Below are 13,621 nucleotides of genomic sequence, written 5' to 3' on the forward strand. Positions count from 1 at the left end.
TCGATCTTCAAGAACGGGAATGAATGGCCGCCGTCGCAGACACAAGCATTTTCACGGAGCGGAACATCCGGCGTGCCCGGCTGGGCGCCGGGCTGATCATGTTCCTGTTCGTGACGCTGCATCTGTCGAACCATGCGCTCGGGCTGATTTCGGTCGGAGCCGCCGAGGATGGCCGCCGGCTGTTCATGATGCTGTGGCGCAACCCGGTCGGGACGGTTGCTCTTTATGGCGCCATCCTCACCCACATGACGCTGGCGCTGCGCTCGCTTTATATCCGGCGCAGCCTCGTTATGCCGAAGGGTGAGCTGGCGCAGATCGCTCTCGGCCTGGCCATCCCGTTGATCATCATGGACCATGTGATCGGCACGCGCATCGTCCACGAGCTGTTTCACTACTCCGACAACTACGAAACGATCGTCAGTCTGTTGTGGATCAATTCGCCGAGTTCGGGTGTGCGCCAGGCGCTTGCGGTCGTCGTCGTCTGGACTCACGGATGCATCGGCCTGCATTTCTGGCTGCGCTATCGCCCGTGGTATCAGGCTTTTTCGCCGTTGCTTCTGGCTTTGGCAATCCTGCTTCCAGTGCTCGCCCTTCTCGGCTTCGCCGAAATGGGCCGGACGATCGCCGAGCCTGCCTATGAGGGTCTCGTCGATACCGGCCATTATCTGCAGAACCTGAACCGCCGCTACTATTCCGACCCGGAAGCGCAAAGGCAGATCGCCTTGATCCGCGCCGGTCTCTACAGCAGCTTTTCGCTGGCGCTGCTCTCGGTCGTCCTCGCCCGCAGCCTGCGCAAATGGAAGGAAGCCACCGATCAGATTGCTGTCCACTACCCGGCTGGCGAGACGATCCATGTGCCGCGCGGCTTCACCGTGCTGGAGGCGAGCCGTCTTGGCGGCTTGCCGCATTACTCTGTCTGCGGCGGCAAGGGGCAGTGTTCCACTTGCCGCGTCCAGATCCTCAGCGACTACGAGAGCCTGCCGCCACCCGACAAGATGGAACAGACGACGCTCCGGCGGATCAATGCCGCCCCGGATGTCCGGCTTGCCTGCCAGCTGCGGCCGAACCATGACCTGACCGTCGTGCCGCTGCTGATCCCGGCAACGGAGGCGACTCTACCTGCCAACACGCAGGAAACGAGCCCCGGCCGCGAGCGAGATATCGCGGTACTCTTCTGCGACATGCGCAATTTCACGGCGCTGACGGAGCCCCGTCTTCCCTTCGATATCGTCTTCCTGTTGAACCGCTATTTCGCGCTGGTCGGCAAGGCTGTCGAGCAGGCCGGCGGCCGTGTCGACAAGTTCATCGGCGACGGCGCCATGGCTCTGTTCGGCATCAACACCTCGCCGGAAGAGGGCTGCAGGCAGGCGCTGAAGGCGGCAGCGACCATCGCCGAAGAGATCGAGAAGCTTGGCCATGAGCTGGCCGAGGAGCTGTCGATCCCGCTGCAGATCGCTATCGGCATCCACACCGGTCCGGCGGTCGTCGGTACGATGGGATACGGCCGCGTCCGCAGCCTGACCGCCGTCGGCGATACCGTCAACGTCGCCAGCCGCCTGGAACATGCCGCCAAGGAATTCGACGCGGCGATCGTCATTTCCGAACCGGTTGCCGAGCGCGCCGGCGCCGACATGACGGGTATCGAGAGCCACGAGATCAACGTCCGCGGCCGGGCGCTGCCGCTGAAGGTCTTCGTGATTCCCAAGGACAAGGCGGCGCTGCCGCTGCAAGGAAAAGCCTGATGGCCGCCAATGCGCTGCTGACGCAGAAATACTGGATGAAGCGGCTCCGCAAGATGCGCAATGCCGCCGCTGCCCGCTTCTTCGATACCCGCTTCGGCCGCCGTCTTTTGATCGAAAGCATCGGACCGCGAGTGCTGACGATGACCGTCGATGCCGGAGACCACCGCATGACCTTTTCGCCATCCGACTATATCGGCCGCAAGGTCTTCCGGAAGGGGCATTTCGATCGTGATCATGTCGACCGGCTGCTGGCCGTGCTCCGGGAGCGCGGCCTATCGCGCAAGGACAGCGTGCTGCTGGAACTCGGCGGCAATATCGGCACGCAGACCGTCTATTTCGCGCTGAGCGGCGCCTATTCCCGCATCGTCAGCGTCGAGCCGGATCCGCGCAACTTTCCCCTGCTGCAGACGAATATCCGCCAGAACCGGCTGGACGGGATCGTCACACCGGTCAATTGCGCCGCAGGAGAGACGGCAGGTGAGATCGACTTCTTCATGAATGCCGCCAATCACGGCAAGAGCAGCGCGATCAGGCAGAGCCCGTCCGATACCAGGATCAGCGTTCCCGTCCGCCCGGTCGCGGCAATCCTTGGCGATCTCGGCCTCGAACAGAGCGCCGTCGGTCTGGTCTGGATGGATATCGAGGGATACGAGCCCGTCGCCTGCCGCTCGATGACCGAGCTGATGAAGCGGCGCGTGCCCCTCTACATGGAGTTCACGCCGCTTTTTTACGGCCCGGAACAGACCCGCGATTTCATCGCCACCCTGGCCTCCTTCTACGAGAACTGCCTCGTGTTTTTCGAGGAGGGCGAGCAGCAGATGAAAGTGCGCGAGATGCCCGGCGGGATCGATCAGTACGACGTGCTGTTTCTACCCTAATGCGCCATACCCAGCGCCAGCGACTGGTGGCAATGGACGCCGGCAAGCACGCCGGAGGCTGAGGCCAGTGTGGCGTTGTGCATCGGGTTCGTCGCGTCGCCTGCGGCATAGACGCCTTTCACTGTGGTTTCCTTGCGCTCATCGAGACGAATGACAGGGCCAAGCGGTGCATCATCGAATTCGCAGCCGAGCTGTTCGGCAAGCGGGGTGGCCATCGATACTTTGGGCGCGACGAAGATCGCTGAGAGCGGCAGGACACGGCCATCCTCAAGCCTGACAGCCTCGAGATCCGGCGCGGTGCCGAGGAATTCGACGATCGGGCTGCTTTCGACGCGAACCTGACGGGCCGCCAGTTGCGCCAGCTGCTCCTGATCAGGCTCGACGAGCCCCTGCGAGAAATAGGTGGCCGGACCCCAATCCGGGATCAGCAGCGCTGCGTGGATCGAGAAGGGGTGGCTGCCGAGCACGCCGAGCGCACGGTCGCGCACCTCGTATCCGTGGCAATAAGGGCAATGAAGCGCCGAGCGGCCCCAACGCTCTGCAAGGCCCGGAATATCCGGCAGCGTATCCTTGACGCCTGTCGCCAGCAGCAACCGGTCGGCGCTGAACTGCCGTCCATCCGCCAGCGCCACATTGAATCCGCCACCGGTCTTTTCGGCCGCGGTCGCTTCCCCATCGGCGAAGCTTACCGTCGGATAGGCGGAAAGCTGACGCTTGCCTTCCTGCATGATCGCAACCGGGGCCACGCCGTCCTGGCCGAGAAACCCGTGCGATGCCTCGGCGAAGCGATTGCGCGGACGCCCGGCATCGATCAGCAGGATGCGGCGGCGGGCACGGGCAAGCTGCATGGCGGCGGAGAGCCCTGAAAAATTGCCGCCGATGACGATTGCCTCGTAATGCATGATGTCGCTCCTTTTCGTATTTCACGCACCTACATAAGTTACGTGATATGGCCCGTCAAGCCTTACGTCACTTGTGTTGTTACGAATGGCATGGGATAGTGCGGAGCAGACGCTTACGAGGATCACGATGAGAAGTGACAGCCGCCTGTCCCGCATGCTGCATGTGCTGATCCACATGGACCGGCATCAGAAACCGGTGACATCCGAAATGATCGCCGGGATGCTGAGCACCAATCCTGTTGTCGTCCGCCGCACCATGGCGGGGCTCAGGGATCAGGGATATGTGCGCTCGGAAAAGGGCCATCACGGCGGCTGGACGCTGGTCAAGCCACTGGCCGAGATCGCCCTGCTCGATGTCTACCAGGCGATCGGCGAGCCAGAGCTGTTCGCCATCGGCCCGGCATCCGATCATCCGGAATGTCTGGTCGAGCAGGCGGTCAACAATGCCGTCGGCGATACCTTGCGGGAGGCCGAGGCGCTGATCCTCTCCCGGCTGAAAGCGGTGACGCTTGGCGATCTCGCCGGCGAATTCGAGCGCCGCTATGCGAAGCTCGGCGCGTCCGGCCCGATGCCGGAGATCTGCAGCGACTGAACGCTATGTACGGCGGTAGAGGAAATAACGCCCGGATTTGATGCCGTCAGGCAGCGGCAGGGGTTCAAGCTCCGGCCGGTCGAGCGGCAGGCCGGAGACGGCAATGCCGCCGGAGCGCAGAACGCCGGCCATCAGCTGCGGCAGCCAGGTCAGGGTCACGGCATCGATATCGTCGTGACCGGTGCCGATATCGGCATGCGCAAGCGCCGCGTTGACGCCGAGAAAACGCTGCCCCGTCTCGCGGATATCGCCGGTCACCATATCTTCGGCGGGCGGCGTCGAGGCGGAATAGGAGCGGACCTCGCGGTCGAAGGCGATGATGCGGCGGCCGGCGAAAATCTCGCGCAGATGGTCGTAAGTTCGCCCGTTGCCGAGACCGAATTCGATGACCGGACCCTCAAGCGGCCCGACCAGACCGACGATCGAATTCAAGATATCGCGCTGAGCCGTCAGGCGGCGGATGAAGCTGTCGAGGCGGCTCATCTATGTCCTTGTCCGTCATTCATTTTTATCTTGCGGTGCTATCACACGAAACTGTGCGAAGTCGATTGCCGTAACTCCTGAAATGGCGTTGCCGCCGCTACAACTGTCTGTGATAAGGTCGGATCATGAGCGCCGCTTCCAACGATAAGTTCTTTGCTTCCGTGCCGGTCTTTGCCGAGTTCAAGGGTGTGGCCGATACTGGCAATTACCGCCCCCTGCCCGAGGGATGGATCCTGGCGCTGGCCGACATCGTCGGCTCCACCAAGGCGATCGGTGACGGGCGCTACAAGGACGTCAACATGGCGGGCGCCTCGGTGATTTCCGCCGTGCTGAACGCTGTCGGAAAAGGTGATTTTCCCTTCGTCTTCGGCGGCGATGGCGCGATGATCGCCCTGCCTGCATCGCATGAGGATGCTGCCCGCGCGGCCCTTGCCGCAGTCCAGGTCTGGGTGAGGGAAGACCTCGGCCTCGACCTGCGGACCGCGATCGTTCCCGTTGCCGATATCCGCAAGGAAGGGCTGGATGTGCGCGTTGCCCGCTATTCGGCAAGCCCCTACGTGACCTACGCCATGTTTGCCGGCGGGGGCAACAGTTGGGCCGAAAAGCAGATGAAATCGGGACGCTACGGCGTTGCCGCAGCCCCCGCGGGCACCCGGCCGGATTTGGCCGGTCTCTCCTGCCGCTGGAACCCGATCGAGGCCGAGAACGGGGAAATCGTCTCGATCATCGCCGTTCCCGGTGAAGCGGGCTCCGGTCCGGAGTTCCAGTCGCTGGTCACCGCCATCGTCGCCATCTCGTCGGAACAAGGCCGCGGCGGCCATCCAGTGCCTGCAGACGGCCCGGACCTGTCTTTCTCGAGGAAGGGCATCGAGCGCGAGGCCAAGGCAACCGCGGCGGCTGGCAGGCAATGGCGCCAAAAACTGTTCATCATGCTGCAGCTGGCACTGACCGTGATTTTCTTCAAGCTGGGCATCCCCTTCGGCAGGTTCGACGCGCATCAATACAAGCGCGACGTCGCCGGAAATTCCGATTTCCGCAAATTCGACGACGGACTGAAAATGACGATCGATGTCGATAGCGCGCGGTTCGAGCGGATCGAAGCCCTGCTCAAGGAGGCGCAGAGCAAGGGGATCGCCCGTTACGGCCTGCACCGGCAGGATTCGGCGCTGATGACCTGTTTCGTGCCGACGCCGATGTCGCGCGACCACATCCATTTCATCGACGGCGCCAGCGGCGGCTATGCGGTCGCCGCCAGCAAGATATCGGGCAAGACATTGGGACCGATCGAATTGCTGGATCGCTGACCACCGGACCTCGCGTCCAAGAGCGCGTCAACCCATTGTCATGAAACTGAAATCGAACTGTCGCAAAGCTGTCATCCGGCCTGCCTAAATGTCGCCGTAATTTCTGAAGCGACATCCGGTTCCCCATGAACGCCCCCGCAATTCCGTCGAATACCGCCGTTTCCGCGGCCGGGCTCGAATTGAGCTATGGGCAGACGCGCATCCTCAAGGGGATCGACATCTCTCTTCGCAAGGGTGAGACACTGGCGCTGCTTGGCCCATCAGGCTGCGGCAAGACCACGCTGCTCAGGCTTGTCGCCGGCCTGCTGGCGCCGACGAGGGGCCATATCGCCATTACCGGGCAGCGCGTTGCAGGCGAGGGCACCTTCGTGCCTCCGGAGCGCCGCGGGCTGGGCATGGTCTTCCAAGATTATGCGCTCTGGCCACATCTGACGGTTGGCGGCAATGTCTCGTTTCCGCTTGAAATGCGCGGCGTCGGAAAGGCCGAGCGCCGGGAGCGGACGATGCGGGCGCTGGACAAGGTCGGGCTTGCAGCCTTTGCCGACCGCCGTCCGAGCGATCTTTCCGGCGGCCAGCAGCAGCGCGTGGCGATCGCCCGTGCCATCGTTGCCGAGCCGCAGCTGATCCTTTTCGATGAGCCGCTTTCGAACCTCGATCGCGAGCTGCGCGAAAACATGGTCGGTGAGCTTGCTGATCTGATTGCGACATTGGGGCTGACGGCGATCTACGTCACCCACGATCACAGCGAGGCGCTGACGCTTGCCGATCACGTTGCGGTGATGCGCGGCGGGCTGATCGAGCAGCTTGCTTCACCCGATATGCTGATCGAGCGCCCTGCGACGCCTGAGGTTGCCGACTTCCTGCGGCTCGGCTGTCTGGCCGATATCGAGCGCCGCGGTGCGATCTGGTTTTTCAAGGACAGCGATGTGGCGTTGATGCCGGCCGAAGAGGCGGCGGCGCGCAGCGCCCGCATCCTGATCCCGACCGCCGGGATTTCCGCATCTGGAGACGCCCCCGATCGTCTGAGCGCCGAAGTGCTGCGTTCGCAGTTTCGCGGCGACGGCCATCTGGCCACGGTTTCGCTCGCCGGGTTGCCTGGCGTCGAGCTGCAGGTGCTCAGCCGTCTCAAGCTGCGCCCCGGCGAACGCATAGGCCTTGCCGTCGATCCCACGCGGATCCGCTTTTTTGAACAGACTGCCGATAATTCAAAACAGGAGAGACTAGAAAATGTTTAAGTCTTTGAAGAGTGTCACTTTTGGCGTGGTTGCCGCCGCGCTTATGGCGGGCGTCGCCCATGCCGACGTCACCGTTTACACCGCTGGCCCGCAGAGCCTGATCGACAAGCTGTCGGCTGGCTTCACGGCCCAGACGGGCGTCAAGGTCAATGTTTTCCAGGCAACGACCGGCAAGGTCATGGCCCGCATCGAAGCCGAAGCTGCAAACCCGGTCGTCGACGTCGTCATCTCGGCGTCCTGGGATACGGCAAACGATTTTGCCAAACGCGGCTGGCTCGTCAACTATGCCAGCCCGAACGCTGCCAAGGTGCCTGATTTCTTGAAGTCGGAAGGCGCCGTGGCGCAGGGTATCTCGGCTCTCGGCATCGTCTGGAACTCGAAGAGCGGCACGCCAAAGCCGTCCGAATGGGCCGATCTCGCGAAGCCTGAATACAAGGACCTCGTCAACATTCCGGATCCGGCGCAGTCTGGCTCGTCCTTCGAGCTGACCGCTGCTCTCGGCGGCCAGGACGACTGGAAGCTCTTCAAGGATCTGAAGGCCAACGGCGCCATCATTGCCGGTGCCAATGCCGATGCCCTCAACCCGGTTCTGCAGGGTGCCAAGGCCGTTGTCTTCGGCGCAGTCGATTACATCGCGCTTGCCGCCCAGAAGAAGGGCGAGAATATCGAAGTCGTGTTCCCGGCCTCGGGCACCGTCATCGCGCCGCGCCCAGCCATGATCATGAACTGGTCCAAGAACCAGGACGACGCCAAGAAGTTCATCGACTACATGCTCTCGGACGAAGGCCAGAAGCTGGTTGCCGGTGAGATGCTGATGCCGTCGCGCACCGATATTCCGGCTGCCCGCCCGCTGATCGGCGATCTGAAGCTCCTGAAGTACGATACGGCCGCCGTCTACGGCAAGCGCAAGGAAACGCTGAAGTCCTTCGCCGAACTCTACGGCGCCAAGTAAGGTCTGACGAGATGAAAGCGAACGGCATCGGCGGCACGGCTCCGGCCGCCTGGCTGGCAACAGCGGGTCTCATCCTCGTCGTTGCCGTTCCCTTCATCGCCGTCGTCCTGCAAGGCATCTTTCCCGAACTCGGACGGGGCTCGTTTGCGAACCCCTTCTCCTCGCTCTACGCGACGCTTGCCGATAGCTCGCTGATCCGAATGGGCGGCAATACCATCCTGCTCGGCGCCTGCGTCGTCCTGGCTTCGGCGCTCGTTGCCGTGCCGCTCGGCGTCTTTCGCGCCCTCTACCGCATCCCCTTCGCGACGTTCTGGGATGTGGTGCTCCTCGTCCCCTTCATGATCCCGCCCTATATCGCCACACTCGGCTGGATCATGACGCTGCAGCCGCGCGGCTATCTCGAACAGCTCGCCGGTTTCAACCTGGCGCCCTATCTCTTTTCGCTGTTCGGCATGACCGTCGTCATGGCCTTTAACACTTTTCCGGTTGTCTATTTCGCGGTGTCGCGCACCGTCGAGGCTGTCGGCGCCCGTTATGCCGATGTCGGCCGTGTCTTCGGCGCCAGCCCGGCGCGCGCCTTCTGGCGCATCACCCTGCCGCTCTCCGCACCCGGCCTGACGGCCAGCCTGATGCTCGTCTTCGCCGCAGCGATCGAAGAATACGGCACGCCCGCGGCACTTGGCCGCCGGGCCGGTTTCCAAGTGCTGGTGACGGGCATCGACCTGCGCGTCACCGACTGGCCGATCGATCTGCCGGGCGCTGCGATCCTCTCGCTGGTGCTCGTCGCCATGTCGCTCGCCACTTTCCTGCTGCAGCGCTGGATTCTGGCACGCCGTTCCTACCAGACGGTCGGCGGCAAGCCGACCGCCAAGGACAAGCGGCCGCTCGGCGCGCTGAAAGTTCCGGTCATGATCGGCTTTGCCGTTATCGCTTTCCTGGCGACAGGCGTGCCGCTCCTGGCGATCCTGGCGACGGCGCTGGCGCGCACCATTTCCGGCGGTCTTGCGCTCGACAATGTCAACCTCGACAATTTCATCGCCGTCTTCAGCAACAGTGCCGGTGCCGTCACCGCGCTGATCAACAGTTTCTCGCTCGGCATCGGCACGGCTGTTATCACCGGCCTCGTCGGCGTCACTGCCGCCTATACCGTCGTGAAGACGAAGATGCGGGGCCGGATGGCGATCTATATCATGACCATTCTGCCGAACGCGCTGCCCGGCATCGTCGTCGCTGTCGGCCTGATCCTCGCCTGGAACATGCCGGGCCTGCCGTTCACGCCCTACAATACCGGCTTCATCCTGCTGCTCGCCTATTGCTGCATCCTGCTGCCGCAGCCTGTGCGCTACACCGCAGCCGCCTTCCAGCAGATCGGTGACAATCTGGAAGCCGCCGCCCGCGTCTGCGGCGCCAGCGGCGTCATGGCCTTCCGGCGCATTCTGCTGCCGCTGGTCTTCCCGAGCCTTGCCTCTTCGATGCTTCTGGTCTTCGCGCTGGCCTCGCGCGAGCTCGTCGCCTCGGTCGTCGTCGCGCCGGTCGGCATGCAGACGATCGCCACCTTCATCTGGCGGCAGTTCGAGCAGGGTTCGATCGGCCTTGGCATGGCCATGGCCTTCATCGCCATCTGCATCACCACGCTGCTGCCGCTCATCCTGATGCGGCTGATGCGGCGCGGAAATATCGCCGCCGACTAGAGACTGGTGGTGATCCCGCCATCGACCATCAGCATATGGCCGTTGACGAAGGACGAAGCCTCCGAGGACAGGAATACCGCAGCACCCACCAGCTCCTCGACATTACCCCAGCGCCCGGCAGGCGTGCGACCCTCCAGCCAGCTGGAAAATTTCGGATCATCGACTAGCGCCTGGTTCAGCGGCGTCTTGAAATATCCGGGCGCAATCGCGTTCACCTGCAGACCGTGCTTGGCCCAATCCGTCGCCATGCCGCGCGTCAGATTCTTTACCGCACCTTTGGTCGCGGTATAGGGCGCAATGCTCGGGCGGGCGAGCTCGGCCTGAACAGAGGTGATGTTGATGATCTTGCCGCGCCCGCGGCTAATCATCGCCTTGGCGACCGGCTGGCTGACATAGAAGACGCTGGAGACATTGGTCTTGAAGATCTCGTCCCACTTCTCGACCGGAAAATCCTCGAGCGGCGTGCGAAACTGCATGCCGGCATTGTTGATAAGGATATCGATCGGCCCGATTTCCTCTTCGATATAGGCGATGCCACCGCGCGCCGCCTGAGCATCCGTCACGTCGAAGGCGGCGCTCAGCGCATGATGACCCTTGCCCCGGATCACCTCCGCCGCTTCCGAAGCCTTGCTGGCATTGCGGCCGTTGATGACGACAGACGCCCCATGCTCGGCCAGCCCGAGTGCCAGCGCATAGCCGATGCCCTGGCTTGAGCCGGTGATCAGCGCACGTTTTCCGGTGAGGTCGAATAGGGGAAAGGACAAGCGGGATACTCCTCGTTGGCCTGCGATCAAAGAGGAGTCGGCTCGCCAATGCAAGCCGCGGCTTTGACGCAAGTGAGGCTATTTGCTACCCGATTTGCTGTCATTGGAGGACAGCGATGAAGCCTCGCGAAGAAACCGCAGCCGATATTCCGCTCATCCGGGCGCTGATAACCCGTGCCTTTGCGCCGATGGCATTTAGCAGCCAGACGGAGGCGGCGATTGTCGACGCCTTGCGCGACCGCGGTAAGCTCAGTGTCTCACTGATTGCCGAAGATGAAGGGAATGTTGTCGGCCATGTTGCATTCTCTCCAGTAGCGATCGATGGCGCCGATCTCGGCTGGTACGGGCTCGGCCCTATCGCCGTTGCACCGGAATGGCAGGGGCAGGGAATTGGGCGCGCGCTTATGGACGCGGGCCTGGCGGCAATCCGGGCGCTTGGCGCCAGGGGTTGCGTGCTGCTTGGTGATTCGGCTTTCTACAGCCGCTTCGGCTTCCAGGCAGATTCGAAACTAACGTTTCCGGGCGTCCCGGCTGAATATTTTCAGGCAATGACATTCAGCGGGGAGACGCCGTCGGGCGAGGTGACCTACGACGAGGGCTTTTCCGCGAGCTGAGCGTTAGTGCAGCCCACCCACGCCCAGCAGCCGTTCTACCACATCATGATCCGCCGACAGCGCTTCCGGCGTGCCGCTCCAGGCGAGCCTTCCGCGTTCCAGTATGATGACCTGGTCGGCGAAATCGAGCGCGCTCTGAATACGCTGTTCGACCAGAAGGATGGTCATATCTCCGGTCTTGGCGAGTTCGGCGAAGGCGGCCATCAGTTCCTCGCAAATGACGGGCGCGAGGCCCTCGAGCGGCTCGTCCAGCAGCAGCACCGAGGGACGGCCGAGGATCGAGCGGGCGGTGGAGAGCATCTGCTGCTCGCCGCCGGAAAGCTGGTTGCCGAGATTGCGGCGGCGTTCTTTCAGACGCGGAAACATCTGGTAGGCTTCTTCGAGCGCTGTTTTCGGCCGTCCCTTGAGGCCGACGAAGAGGTTTTCCTCGACTGTCAATGTTGGAAAGACGCAGCGCGCCTGGGGCACGAAGCCAAGCCCCTGATGCGCGCGTGCGGCGCTCGGCATCGCCGTCACGTCGGTCGAGCCCAGCCGGATGCGGCCGTCATAGCGTTTCGTCTGCCCGGCAAGGGTGGCGAGCAGCGTCGTCTTGCCCATGCCGTTGCGGCCGAGCACGGCGAGGCGGGCGCCTGCCGGGACCGAAAAGGACACGCCTTCGAGAACGCGGGTCGGGCCGTAGCCGGCCGACAGGTTTTCCACCTCAAGCGGCGTGGCTGGCATTGGCATAGCTCCCGAGATAGGCCTCGCGCACGCGGGCATCCTTGGTGACGTCGGCGGGCGAGCCGTCGAAGATGATGGCGCCGGCGGCAAGCACGATGACGCGCCTGGCGAAGCGGAAGACGAGGTCCATGTCGTGCTCGATCATCAGCACCGCGAGATCGGCAGGCAGATCGGCCAGCGCCTGCTCGATGCGGCTGGTATCGCTCTGCGGCACGCCGGCGGCGGGCTCGTCGAGCAGCAGCACCTTCGGCTTCAAGGCCATGGCGACGGCGATCTCCAGCAGGCGCTGCTGGCCATAAGCGATCTCGCTGACCTTGCGATGCATGAGGGCAGTCAGCCCCAGCGTCTGCAGCATGCCGCTCACCTCGTTCATGACGCCGGGCATCGACAGGAAGTTTCCGAACATCCGGCCGGTCTTCCCGTCGCGCTGCAGGATGGCAAGTGCGACATGTTCGGCTGGCGTCATCTCCTGGAAAAGGCGGGTCACCTGGAAGGAACGGACCAGACCGCGTTTCACGCGCCCGGCCGCATCGACCTTCGTCACCGTCTCGCCGCCGAGGCGGACTTCGCCGGAATCGGGGGCCAGATTGCCGGTGACCAGATTGACGAAGGTGGTCTTGCCGGCACCGTTCGGCCCGATCAGCGCCACCCGGTCGCCCGGATGCATTGCAATCGACACGTCGTTGGTGACGGCAAGGCCGCCGAAAGATTTCTTCAGGTTGGCGACTTCGAACACGGCGCTCATTCGCCTGCCTCCTTGCGACGAGAGAGAAAGGCAGCAGCCGTGCCGTAGAGCCCCTTTGGTGCGAAGAGCACGACGGTGATCAAGAGTGCACCGACCATCGTCAGCCAGTGGAACGGGTTGGCGGCCGAGACATAGTCCTCGAACAGCATGAAGATGACGGTGCCGGAGAGTGCGCCAAACAGCGAGCCGGTGCCGCCGAGAACGAGCATGACCAGGCTTTCGGCCGAGAGCGTGAAGGACAGGCTGTCGAGGCCGACCACCTGCGTCGAGATCGCCGTCAGCGCGCCGCCGATGCCGGCCACCGCACCCGAGATGACATACATCTTCATCAGCGCAGCCTTCGGCGATGCGCCCATGGCGCGGATGCGCAGCGAATCTTCCTTGATGCCGCGGCAAAGCATGCCGAAAGGCGAGCGCACCAGGAGGCGAAGCAGGATGAAGACCGCGAGTAGCAGGACAAAGCCGAAGATATAGGCCGTATGCCCGTAGAGATCGAATTCGAAATAGCCGAGCACCGGATCGGCCGAAATGCCGGAGAGGCCGTCGCTGCCGCCGGTCCAGGAGGACGCCTTGTTGGCGAATTCATGGAACAGGTTGATCAGCGCGATCGATAGCACCAGCTGCGGCAATCCGTGGGCGCGCAGGATGATGGCGCCGCAGATCAGACCGGCAATCGCGCCGCCGGCGATACCGGCAAGCGTCATCAGCAGCGGATCGGTGATCCCGTAATGGGCCGAGACGATACCGGCGGCATAAGCGCCGGAACCGAAGAGGGCCGCATGGCCGAGGGTCGCGACGCCGCAATAGCCGGTCACGAGATCGAGCGACAGGACGAGCAGCGCGATGGCGATGATGCGGGTCAGCAGGGCCAGATTGTCAGGAAAGAGCAGGTAGCCGGTGGCAGCAAGGACGATGATCGCCGCAACGCCGGCGAAATCTCTGCCCGCAGAGCGGTGACGGCGTGCGGCGGCCGTGTCGGTGTTCATGGCGAACGTCATC

14 protein-coding genes are annotated in these 13,621 nt (G+C 63.3%); 8 read left to right on the forward strand and 6 right to left on the reverse strand.

The window, feature by feature from the left end:
• Positions 1-23 precede the first annotated feature (23 nt).
• Both AC1DV9_RS03990 and AC1DV9_RS03995 read left to right on the forward strand, forming a co-directional pair.
• Positions 24-1,742, forward strand: coding sequence for an adenylate/guanylate cyclase domain-containing protein (locus AC1DV9_RS03990; RefSeq protein WP_112386653.1), 1,719 nt, complete (start codon positions 24-26; stop codon positions 1,740-1,742).
• Complete coding sequence (locus tag AC1DV9_RS03995; protein WP_477942278.1) at positions 1,742-2,620, forward strand: FkbM family methyltransferase; 879 nt, start codon at positions 1,742-1,744, stop codon at positions 2,618-2,620. The genes AC1DV9_RS03990 and AC1DV9_RS03995 overlap by 1 nt, the downstream gene beginning before the upstream one ends.
• On the opposite strand, the gene AC1DV9_RS04000 is transcribed toward AC1DV9_RS03995, so the two are convergent.
• The gene (locus tag AC1DV9_RS04000; RefSeq protein WP_477942276.1) at positions 2,617-3,522 is read right to left on the reverse strand and encodes an NAD(P)/FAD-dependent oxidoreductase; all 906 of its coding nucleotides are present in this window, start codon (positions 3,520-3,522) and stop codon (positions 2,617-2,619) included. The genes AC1DV9_RS03995 and AC1DV9_RS04000 overlap by 4 nt on opposite strands.
• 127 nt (positions 3,523-3,649) lie before the next feature.
• Between AC1DV9_RS04000 and AC1DV9_RS04005 the strand changes: the two genes are divergently transcribed.
• Positions 3,650-4,114: an Rrf2 family transcriptional regulator gene (locus tag AC1DV9_RS04005; protein WP_477942275.1), complete on the forward strand. Its 465-nt coding sequence runs from the start codon at positions 3,650-3,652 to the stop codon at positions 4,112-4,114.
• A gap of 3 nt (positions 4,115-4,117) precedes the next feature.
• Here the strand turns inward: AC1DV9_RS04005 and AC1DV9_RS04010 are convergent, their stop codons facing one another.
• Positions 4,118-4,597: a class I SAM-dependent methyltransferase gene (locus AC1DV9_RS04010; protein WP_477942273.1), complete on the reverse strand. Its 480-nt coding sequence runs from the start codon at positions 4,595-4,597 to the stop codon at positions 4,118-4,120.
• Between the two features lie 125 nt (positions 4,598-4,722).
• On the opposite strand from AC1DV9_RS04010, the gene AC1DV9_RS04015 reads away from it, so the two are divergent.
• From AC1DV9_RS04015 to AC1DV9_RS04030, 4 genes are all read left to right on the forward strand, one after another.
• Positions 4,723-5,901, forward strand: a complete 1,179-nt coding sequence (locus AC1DV9_RS04015; protein WP_477946301.1) for a DUF3095 domain-containing protein — start codon at positions 4,723-4,725, stop codon at positions 5,899-5,901.
• Positions 5,902-6,026: 125 nt separating this feature from the next.
• Entirely contained in the window at positions 6,027-7,136 is a 1,110-nt protein-coding gene (locus tag AC1DV9_RS04020) for an ABC transporter ATP-binding protein (protein ID WP_477946303.1), read from the forward strand.
• A complete protein-coding gene (locus tag AC1DV9_RS04025; protein ID WP_477942270.1) occupies positions 7,129-8,088 on the forward strand; it encodes an ABC transporter substrate-binding protein in 960 nt (319 codons plus the stop codon). The genes AC1DV9_RS04020 and AC1DV9_RS04025 overlap by 8 nt, the downstream gene beginning before the upstream one ends.
• An 11-nt stretch (positions 8,089-8,099) precedes the next feature.
• Positions 8,100-9,779 carry an ABC transporter permease gene (locus AC1DV9_RS04030; protein WP_477946304.1) on the forward strand — a complete coding sequence of 560 codons (1,680 nt, stop codon included), beginning with the start codon at positions 8,100-8,102 and terminating at the stop codon, positions 9,777-9,779.
• On the opposite strand, the gene AC1DV9_RS04035 is transcribed toward AC1DV9_RS04030, so the two are convergent.
• On the reverse strand, positions 9,776-10,543 hold the full coding sequence (locus tag AC1DV9_RS04035; protein WP_477946306.1) for an SDR family oxidoreductase: 768 nt from the start codon (positions 10,541-10,543) through the stop codon (positions 9,776-9,778). The genes AC1DV9_RS04030 and AC1DV9_RS04035 overlap by 4 nt on opposite strands.
• Positions 10,544-10,659: 116 nt before the next feature.
• Between AC1DV9_RS04035 and AC1DV9_RS04040 the strand changes: the two genes are divergently transcribed.
• Entirely contained in the window at positions 10,660-11,157 is a 498-nt protein-coding gene (locus tag AC1DV9_RS04040; protein WP_477942265.1) for a GNAT family N-acetyltransferase, read from the forward strand.
• A gap of 3 nt (positions 11,158-11,160) precedes the next feature.
• On the opposite strand, the gene AC1DV9_RS04045 is transcribed toward AC1DV9_RS04040, so the two are convergent.
• The 3 genes from AC1DV9_RS04045 to AC1DV9_RS04055 are packed head-to-tail and all read right to left on the reverse strand — an operon-like array spanning position 11,161 to position 13,620.
• Complete coding sequence (locus AC1DV9_RS04045; RefSeq protein ID WP_477942263.1) at positions 11,161-11,877, reverse strand: ABC transporter ATP-binding protein; 717 nt, start codon at positions 11,875-11,877, stop codon at positions 11,161-11,163.
• Positions 11,858-12,622 carry an ABC transporter ATP-binding protein gene (locus AC1DV9_RS04050; RefSeq protein ID WP_477942261.1) on the reverse strand — a complete coding sequence of 255 codons (765 nt, stop codon included), beginning with the start codon at positions 12,620-12,622 and terminating at the stop codon, positions 11,858-11,860. The genes AC1DV9_RS04045 and AC1DV9_RS04050 overlap by 20 nt, the downstream gene beginning before the upstream one ends.
• Complete coding sequence (locus tag AC1DV9_RS04055) at positions 12,619-13,620, reverse strand: branched-chain amino acid ABC transporter permease (RefSeq protein WP_477942259.1); 1,002 nt, start codon at positions 13,618-13,620, stop codon at positions 12,619-12,621. The genes AC1DV9_RS04050 and AC1DV9_RS04055 overlap by 4 nt, the downstream gene beginning before the upstream one ends.
• Position 13,621 lies beyond the last annotated feature (1 nt).

The organism is Rhizobium sp. 01L410, assembly GCF_056400165.1.

Bases quoted from the DNA above. Each gene is read 5' to 3' on its own strand.
- AC1DV9_RS03990 (WP_112386653.1), top strand. From the start codon at position 24: ATGGCCGCCGTCGCAGACACAAGCATTTTCACGGAGCGGAACATCCGG.
- AC1DV9_RS03995 (WP_477942278.1), top strand. From the start codon at position 1,742: ATGGCCGCCAATGCGCTGCTGACGCAGAAATACTGGATGAAGCGGCTC.
- AC1DV9_RS04000 (WP_477942276.1), bottom strand. From the start codon at position 3,522: ATGCATTACGAGGCAATCGTCATCGGCGGCAATTTTTCAGGGCTCTCC.
- AC1DV9_RS04005 (WP_477942275.1), top strand. From the start codon at position 3,650: ATGAGAAGTGACAGCCGCCTGTCCCGCATGCTGCATGTGCTGATCCAC.
- AC1DV9_RS04010 (WP_477942273.1), bottom strand. From the start codon at position 4,597: ATGAGCCGCCTCGACAGCTTCATCCGCCGCCTGACGGCTCAGCGCGAT.
- AC1DV9_RS04015 (WP_477946301.1), top strand. From the start codon at position 4,723: ATGAGCGCCGCTTCCAACGATAAGTTCTTTGCTTCCGTGCCGGTCTTT.
- AC1DV9_RS04020 (WP_477946303.1), top strand. From the start codon at position 6,027: ATGAACGCCCCCGCAATTCCGTCGAATACCGCCGTTTCCGCGGCCGGG.
- AC1DV9_RS04025 (WP_477942270.1), top strand. From the start codon at position 7,129: ATGTTTAAGTCTTTGAAGAGTGTCACTTTTGGCGTGGTTGCCGCCGCG.
- AC1DV9_RS04030 (WP_477946304.1), top strand. From the start codon at position 8,100: ATGAAAGCGAACGGCATCGGCGGCACGGCTCCGGCCGCCTGGCTGGCA.
- AC1DV9_RS04040 (WP_477942265.1), top strand. From the start codon at position 10,660: ATGAAGCCTCGCGAAGAAACCGCAGCCGATATTCCGCTCATCCGGGCG.
- AC1DV9_RS04045 (WP_477942263.1), bottom strand. From the start codon at position 11,877: ATGCCAGCCACGCCGCTTGAGGTGGAAAACCTGTCGGCCGGCTACGGC.
- AC1DV9_RS04050 (WP_477942261.1), bottom strand. From the start codon at position 12,622: ATGAGCGCCGTGTTCGAAGTCGCCAACCTGAAGAAATCTTTCGGCGGC.
- AC1DV9_RS04055 (WP_477942259.1), bottom strand. From the start codon at position 13,620: ATGACGTTCGCCATGAACACCGACACGGCCGCCGCACGCCGTCACCGC.